Here is a 16295-nt window from a genome sequence, read left to right as displayed (position 1 = left end):
GGCAAGAAGTCTTCCGGATCATGCCGGGCGGACGTGGGGCTCAGCCACGCACCGACGCGCTGACGTTGAACTCGGTGCGGAGCAGGTCCTCGTCCCTCGACGACGTCCCGACCAGCAGCTCGAAGGCGCCCGGCTCGACCACCCGTACACCCGCCGCGTTGACGAACGTGCAGGAGGCGACCGGCAGCTCGACGGTCACGTCACGCCGCTCGCCCGGGGCCACGTGCACCTGGGTGTAGGCCTTCAGCTCCTTGTCCGCCCAGGTCGCCGACGTGACGGTGTCGCTGACGTAGACCTGCACCGTCTCCAGCGCCGGGCGGGTGCCGGTGTTGTGGACGGTCACGGTGGCACGCAGCGTGTCGGCGGCGGTCACCTCGGTCTGCTCGATGCGCAGGTCGGTGTAGTCGACGGTGGTGTAGCTCAGGCCCTGCCCGAACGCGAACGCCGGGCGCTGCGACAGGTCGGCGTAGCGGCTGCCGTGCTGGCCGCGGACCTGGTTGTAGTACGTCGGCTGCTGCCCGGAGTGCTGGGCGAAGGAGATCGGCAGGCGGCCGGTCGGCTCGATGCCGCCGAGCAGCAGCTCCCCGATCGCCTGGCCGCCGCGCATGCCCGGGTTGGCCGCGAAGATGATCGCGGCCGCGTTGAGCGCCGACGGCGGCAGCACGAGCGGCTTCGAGCTCATGAGGACCACGATCAGCGGCGTGCCGGTGGCGGAGAGCGCGTCGAGCAGGGCGACCTGCCCGCCGATGAGCTCCAGGGTGGCGGTCGACTTGCCCTCGCCGACGAGCTCGATGTGGTCGCCGACGACCGCGACCACGTAGTCGGCCGTCTCGGCGAGCGCGACCGCCTCGGCGATCATGGCCGGGTCGGGCGCGCACGGGTGCACGACGTGCGGGCGGGGCTGGCCGTCGGGGAAGAACTCGCCCTCCGGGTCGGGGCCGACGGTGAGGATGTCGGCGCCGCGCGCGGTGGTGACGGTCCAGCCCTCGGGCACGGCGGCGCGCACGCCGTCGAGCACGGTCTGGGTCAGCTCGCGCGGGTGGCCGTCGGGCAGCCACTCGGTCTGCCCGGACGCGCCGGCCCAGTCGCCGAGCTGCGCGTGCTGGTCGTCGGCGTTGGGTCCGACCACGGCGACGGTCTTCCCCGAGCCGGCCATCGGCAGCGTGCCGTCGTTGCGCAGCAGCACCAGGCTGCGGCGGGCGATCTCCAGGTTGACCGCGGCGTGCGGGCCGCACCCGATCACGGCCGCCTGCCGGTCCGGGTCGGGGTGGCGCGGCTGCTCGAACAGGCCGAGCTCGAACTTCAGCGTCAGGATCCGGCGCACGGCCTGGTCGATGTCCGACTCGTCGAGCATGCCCTTGGTGACCGCGTCCTGGGCGCCCTCGAAGAAGCCCGGCGTGGTCATCACCATGTCGTTGCCGGCCTTGACGGCGGCGGCCGAAGCGGAGGCGTAGTCGACGTGGACCCGCTGCTCCCACACCATCCGGCCGACGTTGTCCCAGTCGGTGACGAGGGTGCCGGTGTAGCCCCACTCGCCGCGCAGGACGTCGTCGAGCAGCCAGCTGTTGACGGTGATCGGCACGCCGTCCATCGACTGGTACCCGAGCATGAACGTGCGGCAGCCCTCCCGGGCGACCCGCTCGAACGGCGGCAGGAACCACGAGCGCAGCTTGCGCGGCGACAGGTCGGCCTCGCTGGCGTCGCGGCCGCCCTGCGTCTCGGAGTAGCCGGCGAAGTGCTTCGCGGTGGCCAGGATCGCGGTCGGGTCGGCCAGGCCGTCGCCCTGGTAGCCGCGGACCATCGCGGAGGCGAACTCGCCGATGAGGAACGGGTCCTCGCCGAACGTCTCGCTGACCCGGCCCCACCGCAGGTCGCGGGCGATGCACAGGACGGGGGAGAAGGTCCAGTGGATGCCGGTGGCGGCGACCTCCACGGCGGTCACGCGGGCGACCCGCTCCACGAGCTCCGGGTCCCAGGACGCGGCCATGCCGAGCTGGGTCGGGAAGATCGTGGCGCCGATCCAGAACGAGTGGCCGTGGATGCAGTCCTCGGCGACCAGCAGCGGGATGCGCAGGCGGGTCTTCTCCACGAGCGCTGTCGCCTCCAGGACGCGCTCCGGGGAGGCGTGCAGGATCGAGCCGGCGTGCATGTCCTCGACGAGGTGGCGGACGCCGTCACGCGCGTTGAGCTGCAGCATCTGCCCTACCTTCTCGGGCAGCGTCATGCGGGCGAGCAGGTCGGCGACGCGCTCGGCGACGGCGAGGGAAGGGTCGAGGTAGGGCAGAGGGGCTGGCACGGAGTTCCTTTCACGCTGGTCCGCACAGAACGATACGCGGGAGAGCGCTCTCTGGAGAACCCCCAGGCTCGGGGCATTACAGAGCGTGTCCTGGGTCACAATGCGTAGCGCGACTACCTATGTAAGCATCGACGTATGGGGAAGTCTGTTGCCGGCGCCGTCGCGGGCCGCCGGATCAAGTACGTCTTCGTGATTTTCTGGCTGGCCGTCGCGGCCTTCGCCGGCCCGCTCGCCGGCAAGCTGACCGATGTCGAGCGCAACGACGCCAAGTCCTGGCTGCCCGGCGGAGCCGAGTCCGTGCAGGTCATCGACGTGCAGTCGAGCTTCGCCTCGCCGGACACGGTCCCGGCGATCGTGGTGTACGAGCGTGACTCCGGCCTGACTGACGGTGACCGGGCCAAGATGGCCACCGATGCGGCGGCGTTCGGCCGGGTCCCTTCGCTCGACGGCACCGTCACCGGACCGATCCCGACCAAGGACGGGCAGGCGGCCCAGATCATCGTGCCGCTCAACCTCGGGGCCGACGGCTGGTCGAAGGCCGGCGCGCTGGTCGACCAGCTGCGCGACACCGCCAAGCAGGGCGCCGACGGGCTGACCGTGCACGTGACCGGCCCCGCCGGCACCGCCGCCGACTCCAGCGCCGCGTTCGAGGGCATCGACAGCAGCCTGCTGCTCGGCACGATCGCCGTCGTGGTGGTCATCCTGCTCATCACGTACCGCAGCCCGCTGCTGTGGCTCCTGCCGGTGATCTCCTCCGGCGTGGCGCTCGTCGCCGCCCAGGCCGTCATCTACCTGCTCGCCAAGCACGCCGACCTGGTCGTGAACGCGCAGAGTGCCGGCATCCTCACCGTCCTGGTCTTCGGCGCCGGCACCGACTACGCGTTGCTGCTGATCGCGCGGTACCGCGAAGAGCTGCGCCGCCACGAGGACCGCCACGAGGCGATGGCGGAGGCGCTGCACCGCTCCGGACCGGCGATCATCGCCAGCGCCGCCACGGTCGTGCTCGGCATGCTGTGCCTGTTCTTCGCCGAGACCAACTCGACCAGCGGCCTCGGCCCGGTCGCCGCGATCGGCATCGCGGTCGGCCTCGCCGTCATGCTGACCCTGCTGCCCGTGCTCCTCACGATCTGCGGCCGGTGGATCTTCTGGCCGCTGCGCCCGAAGGCCGGCTCAGTCGAACCGACCGCGACCGGCCTGTGGGCCCGCGTCGGCGACCGCATCGCCCGCCGCCCGCGCGGCGTCTGGATCGTGACCGCGCTGGTACTGGCCGTCGCCACGATCGGCGTCGTGCAGCTGGACGCCACCGGGCTCACCAACAAGGAGTCGTTCCGCGGCACCCAGGACTCGATCGTCGGCGAGGAGGTCCTGGCCCGGCACAGCGCCGGCGCCGCGGGCAGCCCTGTCGTCGTCATCAGCACCGCGGGTGCCGCCGCGGCGACCAGGGCGGCGTTCTCGGGTGTACCCGGTATCGACCCCGCCTCGGTCAGCGAGCCGGCTGTCAAGGGCTCCTACGCGTACGTGACCGGCAACCTCGTCGACCAGGCCGACAGCCAGGCGGCCTACGACACCGTGGACCGGGTCCGTGCCGCGGTCCACGCCGTCCCCGGTGCCGAGGCGAAGGTCGGCGGCACCACCGCCGTCAACCTCGACGTGCAGCGCGCCGCCACGCACGACCGCAACCTGATCATCCCGATCGTCCTCGCGGTGGTGCTGCTCATTCTGATCCTGCTGCTGCGCTCGGTGCTCGCCCCGGTCGTCCTCATGGCGACCGTCGTGCTGTCGTTCGGCGCCGCCCTCGGCGTCAGCGCGCTGGTCTTCAAACACGTCTTCGGCTTCGGCGGCGCGGACTCGTCGCTCCCGCTGTTCGTCTTCGTGTTCCTGGTCGCGCTCGGGATCGACTACAACATCTTCCTGATGACCCGCGTCCGGGAGGAGGCCGTCAAGCACGGCACCCGCCGTGCGGCGCTGATCGGGCTCTCGGCCACCGGGGGCGTCATCACCTCGGCCGGCCTGGTCCTCGCCGGCACGTTCGCCGTCCTGGCCACGCTGCCGCTGACCGCCTTCGCCGAGATCGGCTTCGCGGTGGCGTTCGGAGTGCTCCTCGACACGACCGTCGTGCGGTCCGTGCTCGTCACCGCACTGAACCTCGACGTCGGCGAACGCATGTGGTGGCCCAGCGCCCTCGGCCGGACCACCAGACCCTCACTCGAGAAAGAGCGAGTGGCCGTCTAGAGGATGGGGCGCCCGTCCCGGTACGGACCGCTGACAGGCTCTTCCTCAGTCATCCAGAGGTCGTCGTCGTAATCGCGTTCGTCGTGCGACAGCATCCGTGCTCCCTCCTTTTGTGCAGGGATCGATGTACCCCTGACGGGTGAGCCCCAAACCCGTCAGGGGTAGATCCGTATGATCCGCTGCCGTGAGGTACGTCACGACCGTCTTCCTGCCCGCCCTCGGCGGCGCCCCCTTCGCACCCGCACTGTCGGCGGCGCTCGCCCCGTACGACCTGAACGACTACGCCCACGACCCGTTCGACCCGGCCGCCGGCTGGGACTCGTGGACGCTCCCGTCGAGCGACGCCCTGCCGCTGCGCCGCTGGCGGCGACGCGACCCGGCGGTCGTCCGCCTCGCACCCGTGGGTGTCGTCGTCGCCGCCCCCAAACGCCTCGTCGACTTCGACGAGATGCGCGCCGCCGCGGGCCGCGAGGCATCCGGTGCCTGGGACGCGTGGGCGAAGGTCGTCCGCAGCCACCCGCCGGCACTGCCCGCACCCACTTCACCGAGCAGTCCGAGTTCATGCTCCAACCGGCGATCCAGGAGGTCGCCCGGGCTGCGGTCACGCAGCGTCACCGCTACTTCACCTTCTCGGTCCTGCTGGCCGACCCGGTCACGCACTTCGGCGATGACCGCGCCGCCTTCATCGCTCGCGCCTCGACCCAGGCCTTCACCACCCACGCGTACCTGACCCTCGACGGGCAGTGGCTCACCCGGCACACCGAGGACCGCGGCTGGGGCACCCACGTCGCCGCGATGACCGCCTACCTCGACACCCTGCCGGACGACACGCTCATCGCCCGCGTCTCCTGCCACGCGTAGCCTGGCCTGCCCTGGCTGGCCTGCCCTGGCTGGCCTGCTCGCCCTGGCTTGCCCCGGCTTGCTCGCGCTGGGCTTGCTCGCGCTGGGCTTGCTCGCGCTGGGCTTGCTCGCGCTGGGCTTGCTCGCGCTGGGCTTGCTCGCGCTGGGCTTGCTCGCGCTGGGCTTGCTCGCGCTGGCCTGCCCACTCGCGCTGGCCTGGCGGTGGCCGGTGCTGCCCGCCGCGGGTTGCCCAGGCGCCGCGTGGTGGGCCCTGGTGGGGCGGGCGTCGGTCAGCGGGCCCGGTCGTAGACGAGGGCGAGGGTGCCGTGTTCGCCCGCCGCCTGGCTGGTCAGGGACCACTGACCGGCAGGGAGGCCGTCGTCGAACAGGCGCGGACCGCCGCCGAGGAACACCGGGAAGATGGTGAGCGCCAGGCGGTCGACCAGGTCGGCGGCGAGGAGGGCCTTGATGACGCTGGCGCTGGACAGCACGAGGATGTCGCCGCCGTCGGTGGCCTTCAGGTCCGCGGCCACCTCGGCGGTGGGCTTGTCGACGACCGTGGTGCGCTCCCAGGGAGCCTCGCGCAGCGTCGAGGACAGCACGACCTTGTCGGCGTCGACGAGCCACTTCGCGAAGCCCTCGTCGCGCGGGTCGGCGCCCTCCATGTCGATGACCGTGGGCCAGAAGCCGAGGAAGCCCTCCGCGTTGACCCGGCCGAGGAGCGCCGTCGTCGCCGGCTCCCACAGCTTCGTCAGGTGGTCACGGGCGACGTCGGTGATCGCATACGGCATCACCCAGCGCATGTCGATGGGGTTGTCGGGCGCGGCGTAGCGGCCGTCGAGGGACAGGCTCATGTTGGTGACGATCCGGCGGGTCATTCGGTGCTCCTCGTGTCGATGGCGGTGGTGAGTTTGTCGAGGCTTTGGCCATAGCCGAGCTCGATGCCGGCGATGAAGTCGGCGGAGTCGACGGTGCTGCCGGTGATGCGGTAGTGGACGTCGAGGTCGGTGCCGGTCTCGGACGGTCGTAAGTCCATGTCGACGTGCGAGGTGAACGCGACCCCACCGTCGGGCAGCAGCGGGGACAGCCGGTAGGAAAGGCGCTCGCCCGGACGCACGTCCTCCACGACGCCCTCGGCGCGGCCCACGACCGTGTCGGTGCCGTCGGTGTCCTCGGCGTCGCGGTATTCCAGGACGAGCCGCCCGCCCGGCCGCGCCTCGATGACGAGGCCGGAGACCCGCAGGCCGTCGGGTGCCAACCAGTCGCTGAGCAGCTCCGGGTCGGTCAGGTGGCTCCAGACGAGGTCGGGGCCGCCGCGCAGGGCCCGGGTGAACCGGAACGCGCGCCCGTCCGCCCACCCGGACGCGCCCGCGGCGTCCCGCTCGGCGAGCACGCTGCGCACGTGACGCTCGAACAGCGAGTCCACGCCGCTGACGAGATCCGCGGCATCGGCGAGGCCGCCCAGCACGACCGACAGGTCGCGCAGCGGGGTGCTCAGCAACGCGTACATGCGGCGCTGCCCGGACCGCAGCGAGGTCACGATGCCCGCCCGCTCGAGCGTCTGCAGGTGCTTCGTGGTCTGTGGCTGCCGCGCCCCGGTGAGCTGGGCGAGGACCCCGACGGACCGGGGGCGCTCAGCCAGCAGGCTGATCAGCCGCCAGCGCGCCGGGTCCGCGAGCGCGGCAAGGAGTGCTTCCATGCCGCAAAGTATGCTCCACGGAGAATATTCCTGTCAAGGAATAACTTGGTCGATCCTCGGGCGAGCGATGGGAGTTTTTGTCGTACCCCCGTGCGAGGGTGAGGGCGTGAAGGTGGAGTTCGAGGCGCAGTTGTGGGCATGGGACGCCCGGCGCATGGACACGTGGGTGTTCGTGACGCTGCCGGTCGACGAGTCGGAGGACATCCGTGACCTGACCGGTTCGGTGAAGCGGGGCTTCGGGTCGCTGCGGGTGCGGGTGAGCATCGGCGGCACGACCTGGAAGACGTCGATCTTCCCGGGCAGCGGCGGCGGCCCGTACGTCCTGCCGGTCAAGGGCCCGGTCCGCAAGGCCGAGTCCCTCGACGTCGGCGACACGGCCGCGGTGACCGTGGAGCTCCTCGATGTCTGATCTGCTGGACCCGGGCGTTGCTGCCCCTCGTTCTGCGCCGCGCCGCCGTCCTCGTGCGGTGTGTGACCAAGCTTCTGTGCTCCGGGTTGCGGTCCGATTAGCTTCGGCCGGCCGGAGCCCGGTCGCCGTCGATTTGCGGACCCGCGGGGTCACACCACGGGGGCGGCGCGTTCGGTGCGGTGGGCGCCGAGCCCTCGACCGGCGGTGAGGTGATCGAGGGCACGAAGCGACGACGATGATGCCGTCGAACTCCAGGCCCTCGGGCGAGCCGCGCCTGCCACGGTACGTGGAGACCCGGCCGAGCCGTTGTCGACAAAGCATCGCCCGGCCCGGCACGGCATCGCCCGGCCCGGCGGGGCACCGCCCGGCGGGGCGGGGCACCGCCCGGCGGGGCGGCGGCGACCGACGAGACAGTGGCGGCGGACTGCAGCTTGCAGGCGTTTCCGGTGGCCGCCTGGGTCTGTTCGCCCCCGCCGGCGTTGCGGCCGCGCTGGCCTTTCAGGGCGCGGTAGCCGCCGACCGCGGGACTTCCCATGGTCGACGGCGCGGGTCGGGCGTGGTTCAGACGGACGGCTCGTAGTGCGTCACGGTGACGGCGCCGTCCACAAGGGTGGAGGCGACGGTGCGCAGGTTGAGGCGCTGCTTCGGCTCGGCGAACAGTCGCCGGCCGCCGCCGAGGACGACCGGGTGCACCGCCACGTGGTATTCGTCGATGAGGCCGTGGTCCGTCAGGGCGGCGGCGAGCGACGCGCCGCCGGTCAGCAGGAGGTCGGCGCCGGGCTCCGCCTTGAGCGCGATCACCTCGTCGCGCAGGTTGTCGCTGATGACGCGGCTGGTCCACGCGTCGCCCTCGAACGTCCGGGAGAAGACGATCTTCGGGGTCGCGCGCCAGAACGGGGCGAAGGCGGTGACGTGCGGGTCGTCCGTCATCGACTCCGCGTCGGGCCAGAAGCCGACCATCATCTCCCACACGGGCCGTCCGAAGAGCAGCGTGTCGACCCGCTGGTCGAGGCTTTCGGAGTACGCCGACAGCCCCGGGCCCATGGTCGTCCAGTCGAACTCCCCGTTCGGCCCGTCGATGAACCCGTCGACCGACGTGTGCACCCAGTAAATGATCTTCCGCATGGCTCGCTCCTCCTTGTGGTACCGACGCTGTCACCTGGAGGTCGGGGCGCGCAGGCCAAGCTCGACATCACCATCATGTGACGCGCGACACGGGGTGCATCGAGCGAGCCGCCCGGCGGCAGTTCTGCGACGATGCGGTGTGCTGATCGTCGTATCTGGATTGCCGGGGACCGGGAAGAGTGCCGTGGCCGCGGATGTTGCCGGCGGGCTGGGTGCGGTGCAGCTGTCCATCGACGAGGCCGAGGACGCGATGCTCGGCGCCGGGCTGGCCTCGGGGTGGGAGACGGGCGTCGCGGCGTACGAGGTGACCAGGGCGTTCGCCGAGCAGAACCTGGCGCTGGGCCGGATCGTCGTGGTCGACGCCGTCAACGACAGCGAACCCGCCCGGCAGACGTGGCGCGGCGCTGCGGCGCGGGCCGGGTCGGGGTTGCGGTTCGTGGTGCTCACGTGCTCGGACCGGCAGGAGCACCGCCGGCGTCTGGAAGGCCGGCGGCGGGGGCTGCGGCACCTGCCGGAGCCGACGTGGGCGCACGTCGAGGCCCTCGCGTATGCGCCGTGGACCGATCCACACCTCGTGGTCGACACAGTCGCGCCGCTGGACACGGTGGTCGAGGCGGTGCTCGGGTTCAGTCGAGGATGACGAACTGGTAGCCGCGGGCCTGCAGCGCGGGGATGACGGTCTCCAGTGCGGCGCAGGTCTGGGCGCGGTCGCCGCCGCCGTCGTGGCAGAGCAGGATCTGGCCCGGGCGGGCGGCGAGGAGGTGGTCGGTGATGGAGCGGGTGCCGGGCTGGGTCCAGTCGCGGGGGTCGTTGGTCCAGTTGATGGGCAGCATCCGGGCCTGGGCCGCGGCGGCGAGGACGGCGGGGGAGACGGCACCGCCGGGGGATCGGAAGATCGTCGGCAGCTTGCCGGTGGTCGAGTAGATCTTGTCCTGCGCGCGGTCGATCTCCTGCTGTACGCGGCCCGGGTCGAACTGGGCGAGCTTCGCCGGATGGCTCCACGTGTGGTTGGCGACGTGGTGGCCCGCGGCGACGAGGTCCTTGGCGACGTTCTCGTGGCCGAGGACCTGGTTGCCGATGAGGCAGAAGAGGGCCGGCACGTGGTAGCGGTCCAGCAGCCGGAGCACCTTCGGCGTCCACCTGGGGTGCGGGCCGTCGTCGATGGTCAGGGCCACCGCGTTCGCCGGGAAGGGCGGGCCGGGCCTCAGCTTGCGGTACTCCTCCAGCGTGAACACCGGCCGGTCCAGCGGCGGCATCGGCGAGGGCGACGGCATCGGGGGCGAGGGTTGTGTGGAGGCGGCCGCCCCGGGGACGGGCTGAGGGCCGCGGTGCGGAGCCGGAGAGAGCGGCGGACCCGCCGAGCCGCCCGCGACGAGGGCCGTGCCGGTCGCGGCGAGCCCGGCGCCGAGCAGGCGCCTGCGGGACAGTCCGGTCACAGCGGTCACCTCCGGTGCATGATCACATCACGCCGACGCACTGTTCTTGACGCGATCGGCCCGCAAAGGGTTGCACACCCCAGACGCGGAGAGTGTCAGCGGTCCGCGTCGAGGCGGTAGCGGCGCTGGAGCAGGACGGCGACGGTCATGAGGGCGGCCGGGACGAGGGCGAAGCCGTAGCGGACCGCGGCGAGGGCCGACGGCGTCTGTGTGACGTGCTCGCCGGCGGCGCTGGCCGCGAAGCCGCCGAGGGCGAGGCAGGCCGCGTACACATAAGGCCCCAGCGCGCCGCCGGTCGCCTCCGCCGCGGTCCAGACGCCGGTGTAGCCGCCCGCGCGGGTCGTGCCGTCGGGGCCGGAGGCGGCGATGACGTCGGGGAGCATCGAGAAGGGCAGCAGCTGCATGGCGGCGAACGCGACGCCCAGGACCGCGACCGCCGCGACGATCAGGGGCAGGCCCGCGGCGCCGCCGAGGGCGAGCACGAGCGAGCCGGCGACGAACGCGACCTGGGCGACGAGCAGGCCGCGCTGCTTGCCGATCCGGCGGGCGACGGCCACCCAGACTGGCGTGGCGAGGATCGCCGGGGCGACGAACGCGGCGACGAGGACGGTGGTGAGCTTGGGGCGGCCCAGCTCGTACTCCGCGAAGTAGGGCACGGCGGCGAGGACCAGGTGCGTCGTGGTCGACATCGCCAGGTAGGACGCGACCAGGGTGCGGAACTGCCGGTCCCGCAGCGAGGCCAGCAACCCGTGCCGCGTGCCTGCGGCAGGCTGTACCGGAGCCGCTGCCGAAAGTCGTCGGACGCCGAGGATGCCGACCAGCATCGCGGCGAACATGGCGACACCGAGCAGCAGGCCCATCCAGGCGTACCCGAGCAGGGAAGCGAGCAGGGGGGCGGCCACGCCGCTGAGCAGGATGCCGACGGTGAGGACCACCATGCGGAAGCCCATCAGGCGGGTGCGCTCGTGGTAGTCGATGCGCAGATCCGCGGGAGTGGCAAGGTAGGGGACCTGGTACGCGGCGAAGAGGAGGTTGCCGGCGATGAACGCGACCGCGACCCACAGCCCCGCCGGAGCGCCGCGCAGGCCGGGGACCGCGAAGAGCGCGGCGAACGCGACGGCGAGCGCGCTGCCGGCCAGCATGAGCCGGCGCCGGTGGCCGCGGCGGGCCAGGTCGGCGTCGGAGAGCCGGCCGACCCACGGGTGCAGGACGACGTCGAGGATCTTCGGTGCGAGCAGGACGAACCCCGCGAGCAGCGGTGCGACGGCGAGGACGTCGGTGAGGAAGTACAGCAGGAGCAGGCCGGGCACGGTGACCCACACGCCCATGCCGACGGAGCCGGTCGCGAACGGGATGAGACCGCGCAGCGGCAGCCGGACGTTCGACATGAACCACGCTCCCGTAATCCAACGTGCGATGGATAATAGGCGACGATGGACGATCTGAACAGCACGCGCCGGCGCCCCGGGCGGCCCCGCGCGGCAGACATGGCAGGCACCCGTGAGGTGATCGTGCGGGCGGCGACCAAGCTGTTCGCGCGCCACGGTTTCGACGCGGTGAGCGTCCGGGCCGTGGCGGAGGCGGCGGGCGTCGACGTCGCCACGGTCCACCACCACGCCGGCAGCAAGGCCGCGCTCTACCAGGCCTGCTTCGCGGCGGTCTTCGAGGCCGAGCGCAGCGCCCTGGAGCCGGTCATCAAGGGCGCCTACGACATGCAGGGGCTGCACCGCGTCCTCGACGCGTTCGTCGACTTCCTGCAGGAGCGGCCCGAGACCACCGGCCTGTGGCTGCGCCGGTGGCTGGACCCCGACCGGCACGCGGGCGTCGACGAGCAGTATTCGACGCCGCTGTACGAGCAGGTGCAGGCGGTCCTGGCCGCCGCGCACCGGGCCGGGGTGCTGCACGAGCCGCAGCCGCACCTCGCGGTGCGCAGCCTCATCTGGGCCGTGCACGCCCACACGGTGACGGCGCTGCACGGCGAGGTCACCGAGGACTCCCGGTTCGCGCTGCGGGCGTTCGTGCACCGCTGGCTGGACCGCATGTACGGGCAGCCTTGACGCCCCCGGTGGCCGGCGCGCAGAATCCAACGCGTGTTGGAATACAGGGTGGTGGTCATCGGCGCCGGGCCGGCCGGGCTCGCCACGCTCAAGGCCCTCGCCGACGCGCGGGTGCCGGCGATCTGCTTCGACGCCGGTGACCGGCCCGGCGGGCTGTGGGTGCTCGGCGGCCCGCACTCGTCGGCGTACCGGACGCTGCACCTCAACACCAGCCGCACCCGCACCGAGTTCGCCGACTTCCCGATGCCGGCCGGCTGGCCCGACTACCCCGGTCACGCGAGCGTCGCGGCGTACCTCGCCGACTACGCCCGCACGTTCGGCCTCGACGAACGGATCCGCCACCGGCACGTCGTGACCCGCGTTCACCAGACGCGGCACGGCACCTGGGAGGTCACGGCGGAAGGTCCACAAGGGACGGTCGAGGTGACGGCCGGCGCCGTCGTCGTCGCCAGCGGGCACAACACCGTGCCCCGGCTGCCCGACCCGCCGCACCCGGGCGACCTCACCGCCACCCAGCTGCACAGCCACGACTACCGCGGCCCCGAGCAGCTGCAGGGCCGCCGGGTGCTCGTCGTCGGCGGCGGCAACTCCGCCATGGACATCGCCGTCGACGCCTCGCACGCCGCCACGCGCACCCTGCTGTCGGTGCGCCGCGGCGTCTGGATCGTGCCGAAGTACCTGTTCGGCCGCCCGTCCGACACCCTCAACGGCGCGCTCGCGAAGCGCCTCCCGTGGCGGGCGCGGCAGCGCATCAGCCAGACGATGCTGCGGCTCGCCGTCGGGCCGCCGCAACGGTACGGCCTGCCCGCCCCCGCCCACGGCTTCCTGCAGGACCACCCCACGCTGTCCGACGCCCTCCTGCCGCGCATCACCCACGGCGAGATCGAGGTGCGCCCGGCGATCGACCGTTTCGACGGCGATGACGTCATTTTTTCCAACGGCAACAGGGATTCCGTCGATGTCGTCGTCTGGTGTACCGGCTACCGCGTCGACGTGCCGTTCCTCGACTCGGCGCTGCTCGGCGAGGGCGCGGACCGGCTGCCGCTCTACCGGCACGTGTTCCACCTCGACGCGCCGGGCCTCATGTTCGTCGGGCTGATGCAGTCGACCGGCGCCGCGCTGCCGGTCGTGGAGGCTCAGGCCAGGCTGGTCGCGGGGCACCTCGCGGGCAGCTACGCGCTGCCACCGCTCGCCGCGCAGCGCAAGGACTGCGCCGCCGAGCTGCGCGCGGCACGGGACAGGTGGGGCGAGCGCCGCCCGGCGATGCGGATCGACTTCGACGCCTACCTCGACCTCGCCGCCCGCGAACTGGCCACCGGCCGCAAACGCGCGGCGGCCACCCAGAATCCAGCGCCCAGCGGTCCGATCCGAGCAGACGGTGGCGAGACGCGGGCAGAAGGCGGCGAGATGCGAGCAGACGGTGGCGCACGGCAGGCGCCCGGCGGCGGAGCCGGCACGTGAGCGCGCTGCGAGGGCGGCGGGTCGTCGTCACGGGCGCCAACGGCACGTTCGGAAAGCTGCTCGGCGAGCGGTTCACGGCGGCGGGCGCGGCCGTCGTCGGCATCGACCTCGTCGCCGTCGACGGGCCGGTGCCCGTCCTCGCCTGCGACCTCACCTCCGCCACCGCGGTCCCCGGCGCCGTCGCCGCGGCCGTCGACCGGCTCGGCGGCCTCGACCTGCTCGTCAACAACGCCGGCGTCGGCGGTCCCGCACCCGCCGAGCTGCCGCCGGACGAGGTCGTCGCGCGGCAGCTGGACGTCAACCTCCTCGCCGCGTGGCGCACGACCGCCGCCGCCATGCCGGCCCTCGAGGTGTCCCGCGGCAGGGTCGTGTTCGTCGCCAGCAGGATGGCCGTGCTGCCGCTGCCCCTCGCGGCCGCGTACGGCGTCAGCAAGCGGGCCCTCGTCGCGTACGCCGACGCGCTGCGCCTCGAGGTCGGCACCCACGTCGGGGTCAGCGTGGTCTACCCGAGCATGGTCGCGTCCCCGATCCACGACACGACCGCCGCCGCCGGCCTGTCGCTGCAGGGCGTGTCCAGGCTGGAGCCGGCCGACGGGGTCGTCACCGCGATCGTGCGCGCCGCCACCGCCCGCAAGGCGCCCCGCGCGGTCGCCACGACCCGCCGCGGCCGCTTCGAGATGGCCGTCGCCCGCCACTTCCCGTCCGTGGCGGACGCCATGGTCCGTCGTACCGTCGCCGCCAGACTCGCCGCGGGCGCCTTCGCCGACGCCCCTCTCGCCGCAGGCATGGTCCGCCGCTTTCTGTCATGATCGCGACTGAGGGCGGCGTGGCCGGACGGCACTGACGACGATCGCGCGCATGAGCTCGTTCACAACGCCTCGCGCACCTATAGCCCCGCTCAGCCCCACCCGCGTTCGCGCGGCCCTCGTGGCCATCGGCGTGGCCGCCGTCCTCATCGTCGTCTCCGCCTTGGCCGCCTGGAACCCGTGGAACTTCGTGCGGCTCGGCCACGGCGGGTACTGGTTCGCCGGTGCCCTCACGCTGACCCCGCTCACGGGTGGGGTCGTCGCCGTGCTGATCATCCGCAACCGGGCCGCCGCCATCACGGTCGGGGTCGTCAGCGCCGTGCTGACCCTGGTCGTCGCGGCTGGCGGCGCGTTCCTCGCCCTGTTCACCGACCCGGAGTGGGACCGCACCGTGCTCGCCAGCTCGCCGAGCGGCACGTACCAGGTCGTCAGCCTGGAGGACCTGAGCCTCACCTCGCGCTGGCGGATCCGGGTGTCCCGCCCCGCCGGCATCCTGACCCGCGACTCCGCCCGCCCCCTCGTGTGCATCGAGAGCGGCTTCGGCGACACCCCGAACATCAGGGTGCAGTCCGCCCGCTTCGTCACCGAGCATGAGGTCGAGGTCACCCTCCAGGACGGCAAGACCTGGCGGACCCAGTTCGACCCCGACGACCTGCAACCAGCGCAGACCCTCAAGGACGGCTGCTGACGCCACCGCCGGTCCGGCCCTTTCGAGCGCCGGACCGGCGGCCCTGTCATCGCCTTCGCCGAGCGCCGGACCGGCGGTGCTGCCAGCGCCTCGCCGGGCGCCGGACCGGCACCGCGGCGTCAGTGCAGGGCCGTCTTCAGGACGATCAGCGCGACACCGAAGCTGCCGGCGACGGCCGCCGACACCACCCGCTCGGCGCGGCTCAGCCGCCCGTGCCGGCCGATCTCCCAGCCCGCCAGGCACAGCAGCAGCGTGGAACAGACCAGTGCGGCGACCACGGACCACAGCTGCGAGTGGCCCGCCAGGTCGGCCGCGATGAGCACTGCCACCGGCAGCGCCGAGGCGGTCACCATCTCCCAGCCGCTCGCGAGCTGCCGGCGGACCACCGCCCAGGCCGGGCGGTGCCCCTCGTGGATCCGTTCGGCGACCAGCCGCGCGTAGCGCTCCGCGCTCCAGTACACGAGCAGCGTCACCGCGACCGCGACGGCGGTGGCGGCCGCGGTGTGGGCGTGCGACGCGGCCATGACGGCGGCGCTCACGATGACGCCGTAGATTCCGGCCGCAGTGCTCTCCTCGTCCGCCCGCGCCATCAGCACGCCCTAACGATCTTCGGCGGCTCCGGCCGGCACCTCCTCCTGGCTGGGTGAAGCCCGCCGAGGTGACTGGGTGAAGGCTCGCCGAGGACCGCGGCCAGGTGCGCCGCGGCCATCGTGTCCCGCGGCCGCAGCGCCAGCAGCGCCCGGAGCCGACGCGCCGCCTCCGCACGCCAGGCGGGGTCCTGCGCGTCGAGGTCCTCGGGCTCGTCCTCGCCGGTGTAGCAGACGAAGTCGTCGGTCGTGGACTCGTCCAGGACCAGCAGCGCCATCCCGTTCGCGGCGGCGGCGTGCGCCGGGTCGGCGTCCAGCGCCTGGCGGTACAGCTCGAACGCCTCGGCGCGGCGCCCCCACAGGCTGCGAAGCCAGGCCTGTCGGTCGCCGGTGCCGTCGTACAGTGGCGAAAATTCCAACACGGTGCGGAATTGCCGCAGCAACAGCCCCGCGAGCAGGGTCGCGGTCACCGGGTCGGCGGGCTCGGCCGCGAGCGCGCGCCGCAGCCACCCCTCCGCCTCCGGCACGTCGTCCGGCATCTCGAGCGACGACGCCCCTTCCAGCACGCACAGGCGGTGCCCGAGCTCCCGCGCCGCCCCCGCATCACCGGCCTCCGCCGCCTGCCGCAGTCCCTCGAGGTCCACGGCGCTACCGTACTG

The 16295-nt window shown here is 72.8% G+C and carries 16 protein-coding genes; 8 read left to right on the top strand and 8 right to left on the bottom strand.

The genetic code is table 11. From position 1 onward, the window contains the following. Positions 1-40 precede the first annotated feature (40 nt). Positions 41-2296 (bottom strand): glycoside hydrolase family 3 N-terminal domain-containing protein, encoded by a 2256-nt coding sequence (locus ACQEVZ_RS10130; RefSeq protein WP_433364435.1) that lies wholly within the window; start codon positions 2294-2296, stop codon positions 41-43. A 135-nt stretch (positions 2297-2431) separates the two neighbouring features. Here ACQEVZ_RS10130 and ACQEVZ_RS10125 point away from each other — a divergent pair, with 135 nt between their 5' ends. Both ACQEVZ_RS10125 and ACQEVZ_RS10120 read left to right on the top strand, forming a co-directional pair. Then, positions 2432-4528, top strand: a complete 2097-nt coding sequence (locus ACQEVZ_RS10125) for an MMPL family transporter (protein WP_433364432.1) — start codon at positions 2432-2434, stop codon at positions 4526-4528. 492 nt (positions 4529-5020) lie between these two features. Further along, complete coding sequence (locus ACQEVZ_RS10120) at positions 5021-5389, top strand: hypothetical protein (protein WP_433364429.1); 369 nt, start codon at positions 5021-5023, stop codon at positions 5387-5389. Positions 5390-5658: 269 nt separating this feature from the next. Here ACQEVZ_RS10120 and ACQEVZ_RS10115 read toward each other — a convergent pair whose 3' ends face one another. Further along, positions 5659-6246: a dihydrofolate reductase family protein gene (locus ACQEVZ_RS10115; RefSeq protein ID WP_344509705.1), complete on the bottom strand. Its 588-nt coding sequence runs from the start codon at positions 6244-6246 to the stop codon at positions 5659-5661. Next, positions 6243-7067 (bottom strand): metalloregulator ArsR/SmtB family transcription factor, encoded by an 825-nt coding sequence (locus ACQEVZ_RS10110; RefSeq protein WP_433364425.1) that lies wholly within the window; start codon positions 7065-7067, stop codon positions 6243-6245. The genes ACQEVZ_RS10115 and ACQEVZ_RS10110 overlap by 4 nt, the downstream gene beginning before the upstream one ends. A gap of 67 nt (positions 7068-7134) precedes the next feature. Between ACQEVZ_RS10110 and ACQEVZ_RS10105 the strand changes: the two genes are divergently transcribed. Further along, positions 7135-7476, top strand: coding sequence for a DUF1905 domain-containing protein (locus ACQEVZ_RS10105; RefSeq protein WP_433364422.1), 342 nt, complete (start codon positions 7135-7137; stop codon positions 7474-7476). A gap of 561 nt (positions 7477-8037) precedes the next feature. Here ACQEVZ_RS10105 and ACQEVZ_RS10100 read toward each other — a convergent pair. Further along, a complete protein-coding gene (locus ACQEVZ_RS10100; protein ID WP_433364419.1) occupies positions 8038-8601 on the bottom strand; it encodes a dihydrofolate reductase family protein in 564 nt (187 codons plus the stop codon). Here ACQEVZ_RS10100 and ACQEVZ_RS10095 point away from each other — a divergent pair. Continuing rightward, positions 8588-9241, top strand: coding sequence for an AAA family ATPase (locus ACQEVZ_RS10095; RefSeq protein ID WP_433364416.1), 654 nt, complete (start codon positions 8588-8590; stop codon positions 9239-9241). The genes ACQEVZ_RS10100 and ACQEVZ_RS10095 overlap by 14 nt on opposite strands. On the opposite strand, the gene ACQEVZ_RS10090 is transcribed toward ACQEVZ_RS10095, so the two are convergent. Together ACQEVZ_RS10090 and ACQEVZ_RS10085 are read right to left on the bottom strand one after the other, a co-directional pair. Then, a complete protein-coding gene (locus tag ACQEVZ_RS10090) occupies positions 9228-10037 on the bottom strand; it encodes a polysaccharide deacetylase family protein (RefSeq protein WP_433364413.1) in 810 nt (269 codons plus the stop codon). The genes ACQEVZ_RS10095 and ACQEVZ_RS10090 overlap by 14 nt on opposite strands. Before the next feature lie 95 nt (positions 10038-10132). Then, positions 10133-11425 (bottom strand): MFS transporter, encoded by a 1293-nt coding sequence (locus tag ACQEVZ_RS10085; protein WP_433364410.1) that lies wholly within the window; start codon positions 11423-11425, stop codon positions 10133-10135. Positions 11426-11470: 45 nt separating this feature from the next. On the opposite strand from ACQEVZ_RS10085, the gene ACQEVZ_RS10080 reads away from it, so the two are divergent. Genes ACQEVZ_RS10080 through ACQEVZ_RS10065 form a run of 4 tightly spaced genes read left to right on the top strand, consistent with a single transcriptional unit; the run spans position 11471 to position 15049 of the window. Further along, positions 11471-12094 carry a TetR/AcrR family transcriptional regulator gene (locus ACQEVZ_RS10080; RefSeq protein ID WP_344509720.1) on the top strand — a complete coding sequence of 208 codons (624 nt, stop codon included), beginning with the start codon at positions 11471-11473 and terminating at the stop codon, positions 12092-12094. A 33-nt stretch (positions 12095-12127) separates the two neighbouring features. Then, positions 12128-13555: a flavin-containing monooxygenase gene (locus ACQEVZ_RS10075; RefSeq protein ID WP_433364405.1), complete on the top strand. Its 1428-nt coding sequence runs from the start codon at positions 12128-12130 to the stop codon at positions 13553-13555. Then, positions 13552-14364 (top strand): SDR family NAD(P)-dependent oxidoreductase, encoded by an 813-nt coding sequence (locus ACQEVZ_RS10070; RefSeq protein ID WP_433364402.1) that lies wholly within the window; start codon positions 13552-13554, stop codon positions 14362-14364. The genes ACQEVZ_RS10075 and ACQEVZ_RS10070 overlap by 4 nt, the downstream gene beginning before the upstream one ends. Before the next feature lie 49 nt (positions 14365-14413). Continuing rightward, a complete protein-coding gene (locus ACQEVZ_RS10065; RefSeq protein WP_433364399.1) occupies positions 14414-15049 on the top strand; it encodes a hypothetical protein in 636 nt (211 codons plus the stop codon). Between the two features lie 119 nt (positions 15050-15168). Here the strand turns inward: ACQEVZ_RS10065 and ACQEVZ_RS10060 are convergent, their stop codons facing one another. Together ACQEVZ_RS10060 and ACQEVZ_RS10055 are read right to left on the bottom strand one after the other, a co-directional pair. Next, positions 15169-15639: a hypothetical protein gene (locus tag ACQEVZ_RS10060; RefSeq protein ID WP_433376707.1), complete on the bottom strand. Its 471-nt coding sequence runs from the start codon at positions 15637-15639 to the stop codon at positions 15169-15171. Further along, positions 15639-16280, bottom strand: a complete 642-nt coding sequence (locus ACQEVZ_RS10055; protein ID WP_433364396.1) for a hypothetical protein — start codon at positions 16278-16280, stop codon at positions 15639-15641. The genes ACQEVZ_RS10060 and ACQEVZ_RS10055 overlap by 1 nt, the downstream gene beginning before the upstream one ends. Positions 16281-16295 lie beyond the last annotated feature (15 nt).

This window comes from Dactylosporangium sp. CA-152071 (assembly GCF_050936335.1).
In the GTDB taxonomy this organism is placed as follows: Bacteria; Actinomycetota; Actinomycetes; order Mycobacteriales; family Micromonosporaceae; genus Dactylosporangium; species Dactylosporangium maewongense.
Note: the sequence above shows the minus strand (reverse complement) of the source record. Positions and strands in the feature narration are given on the sequence as shown.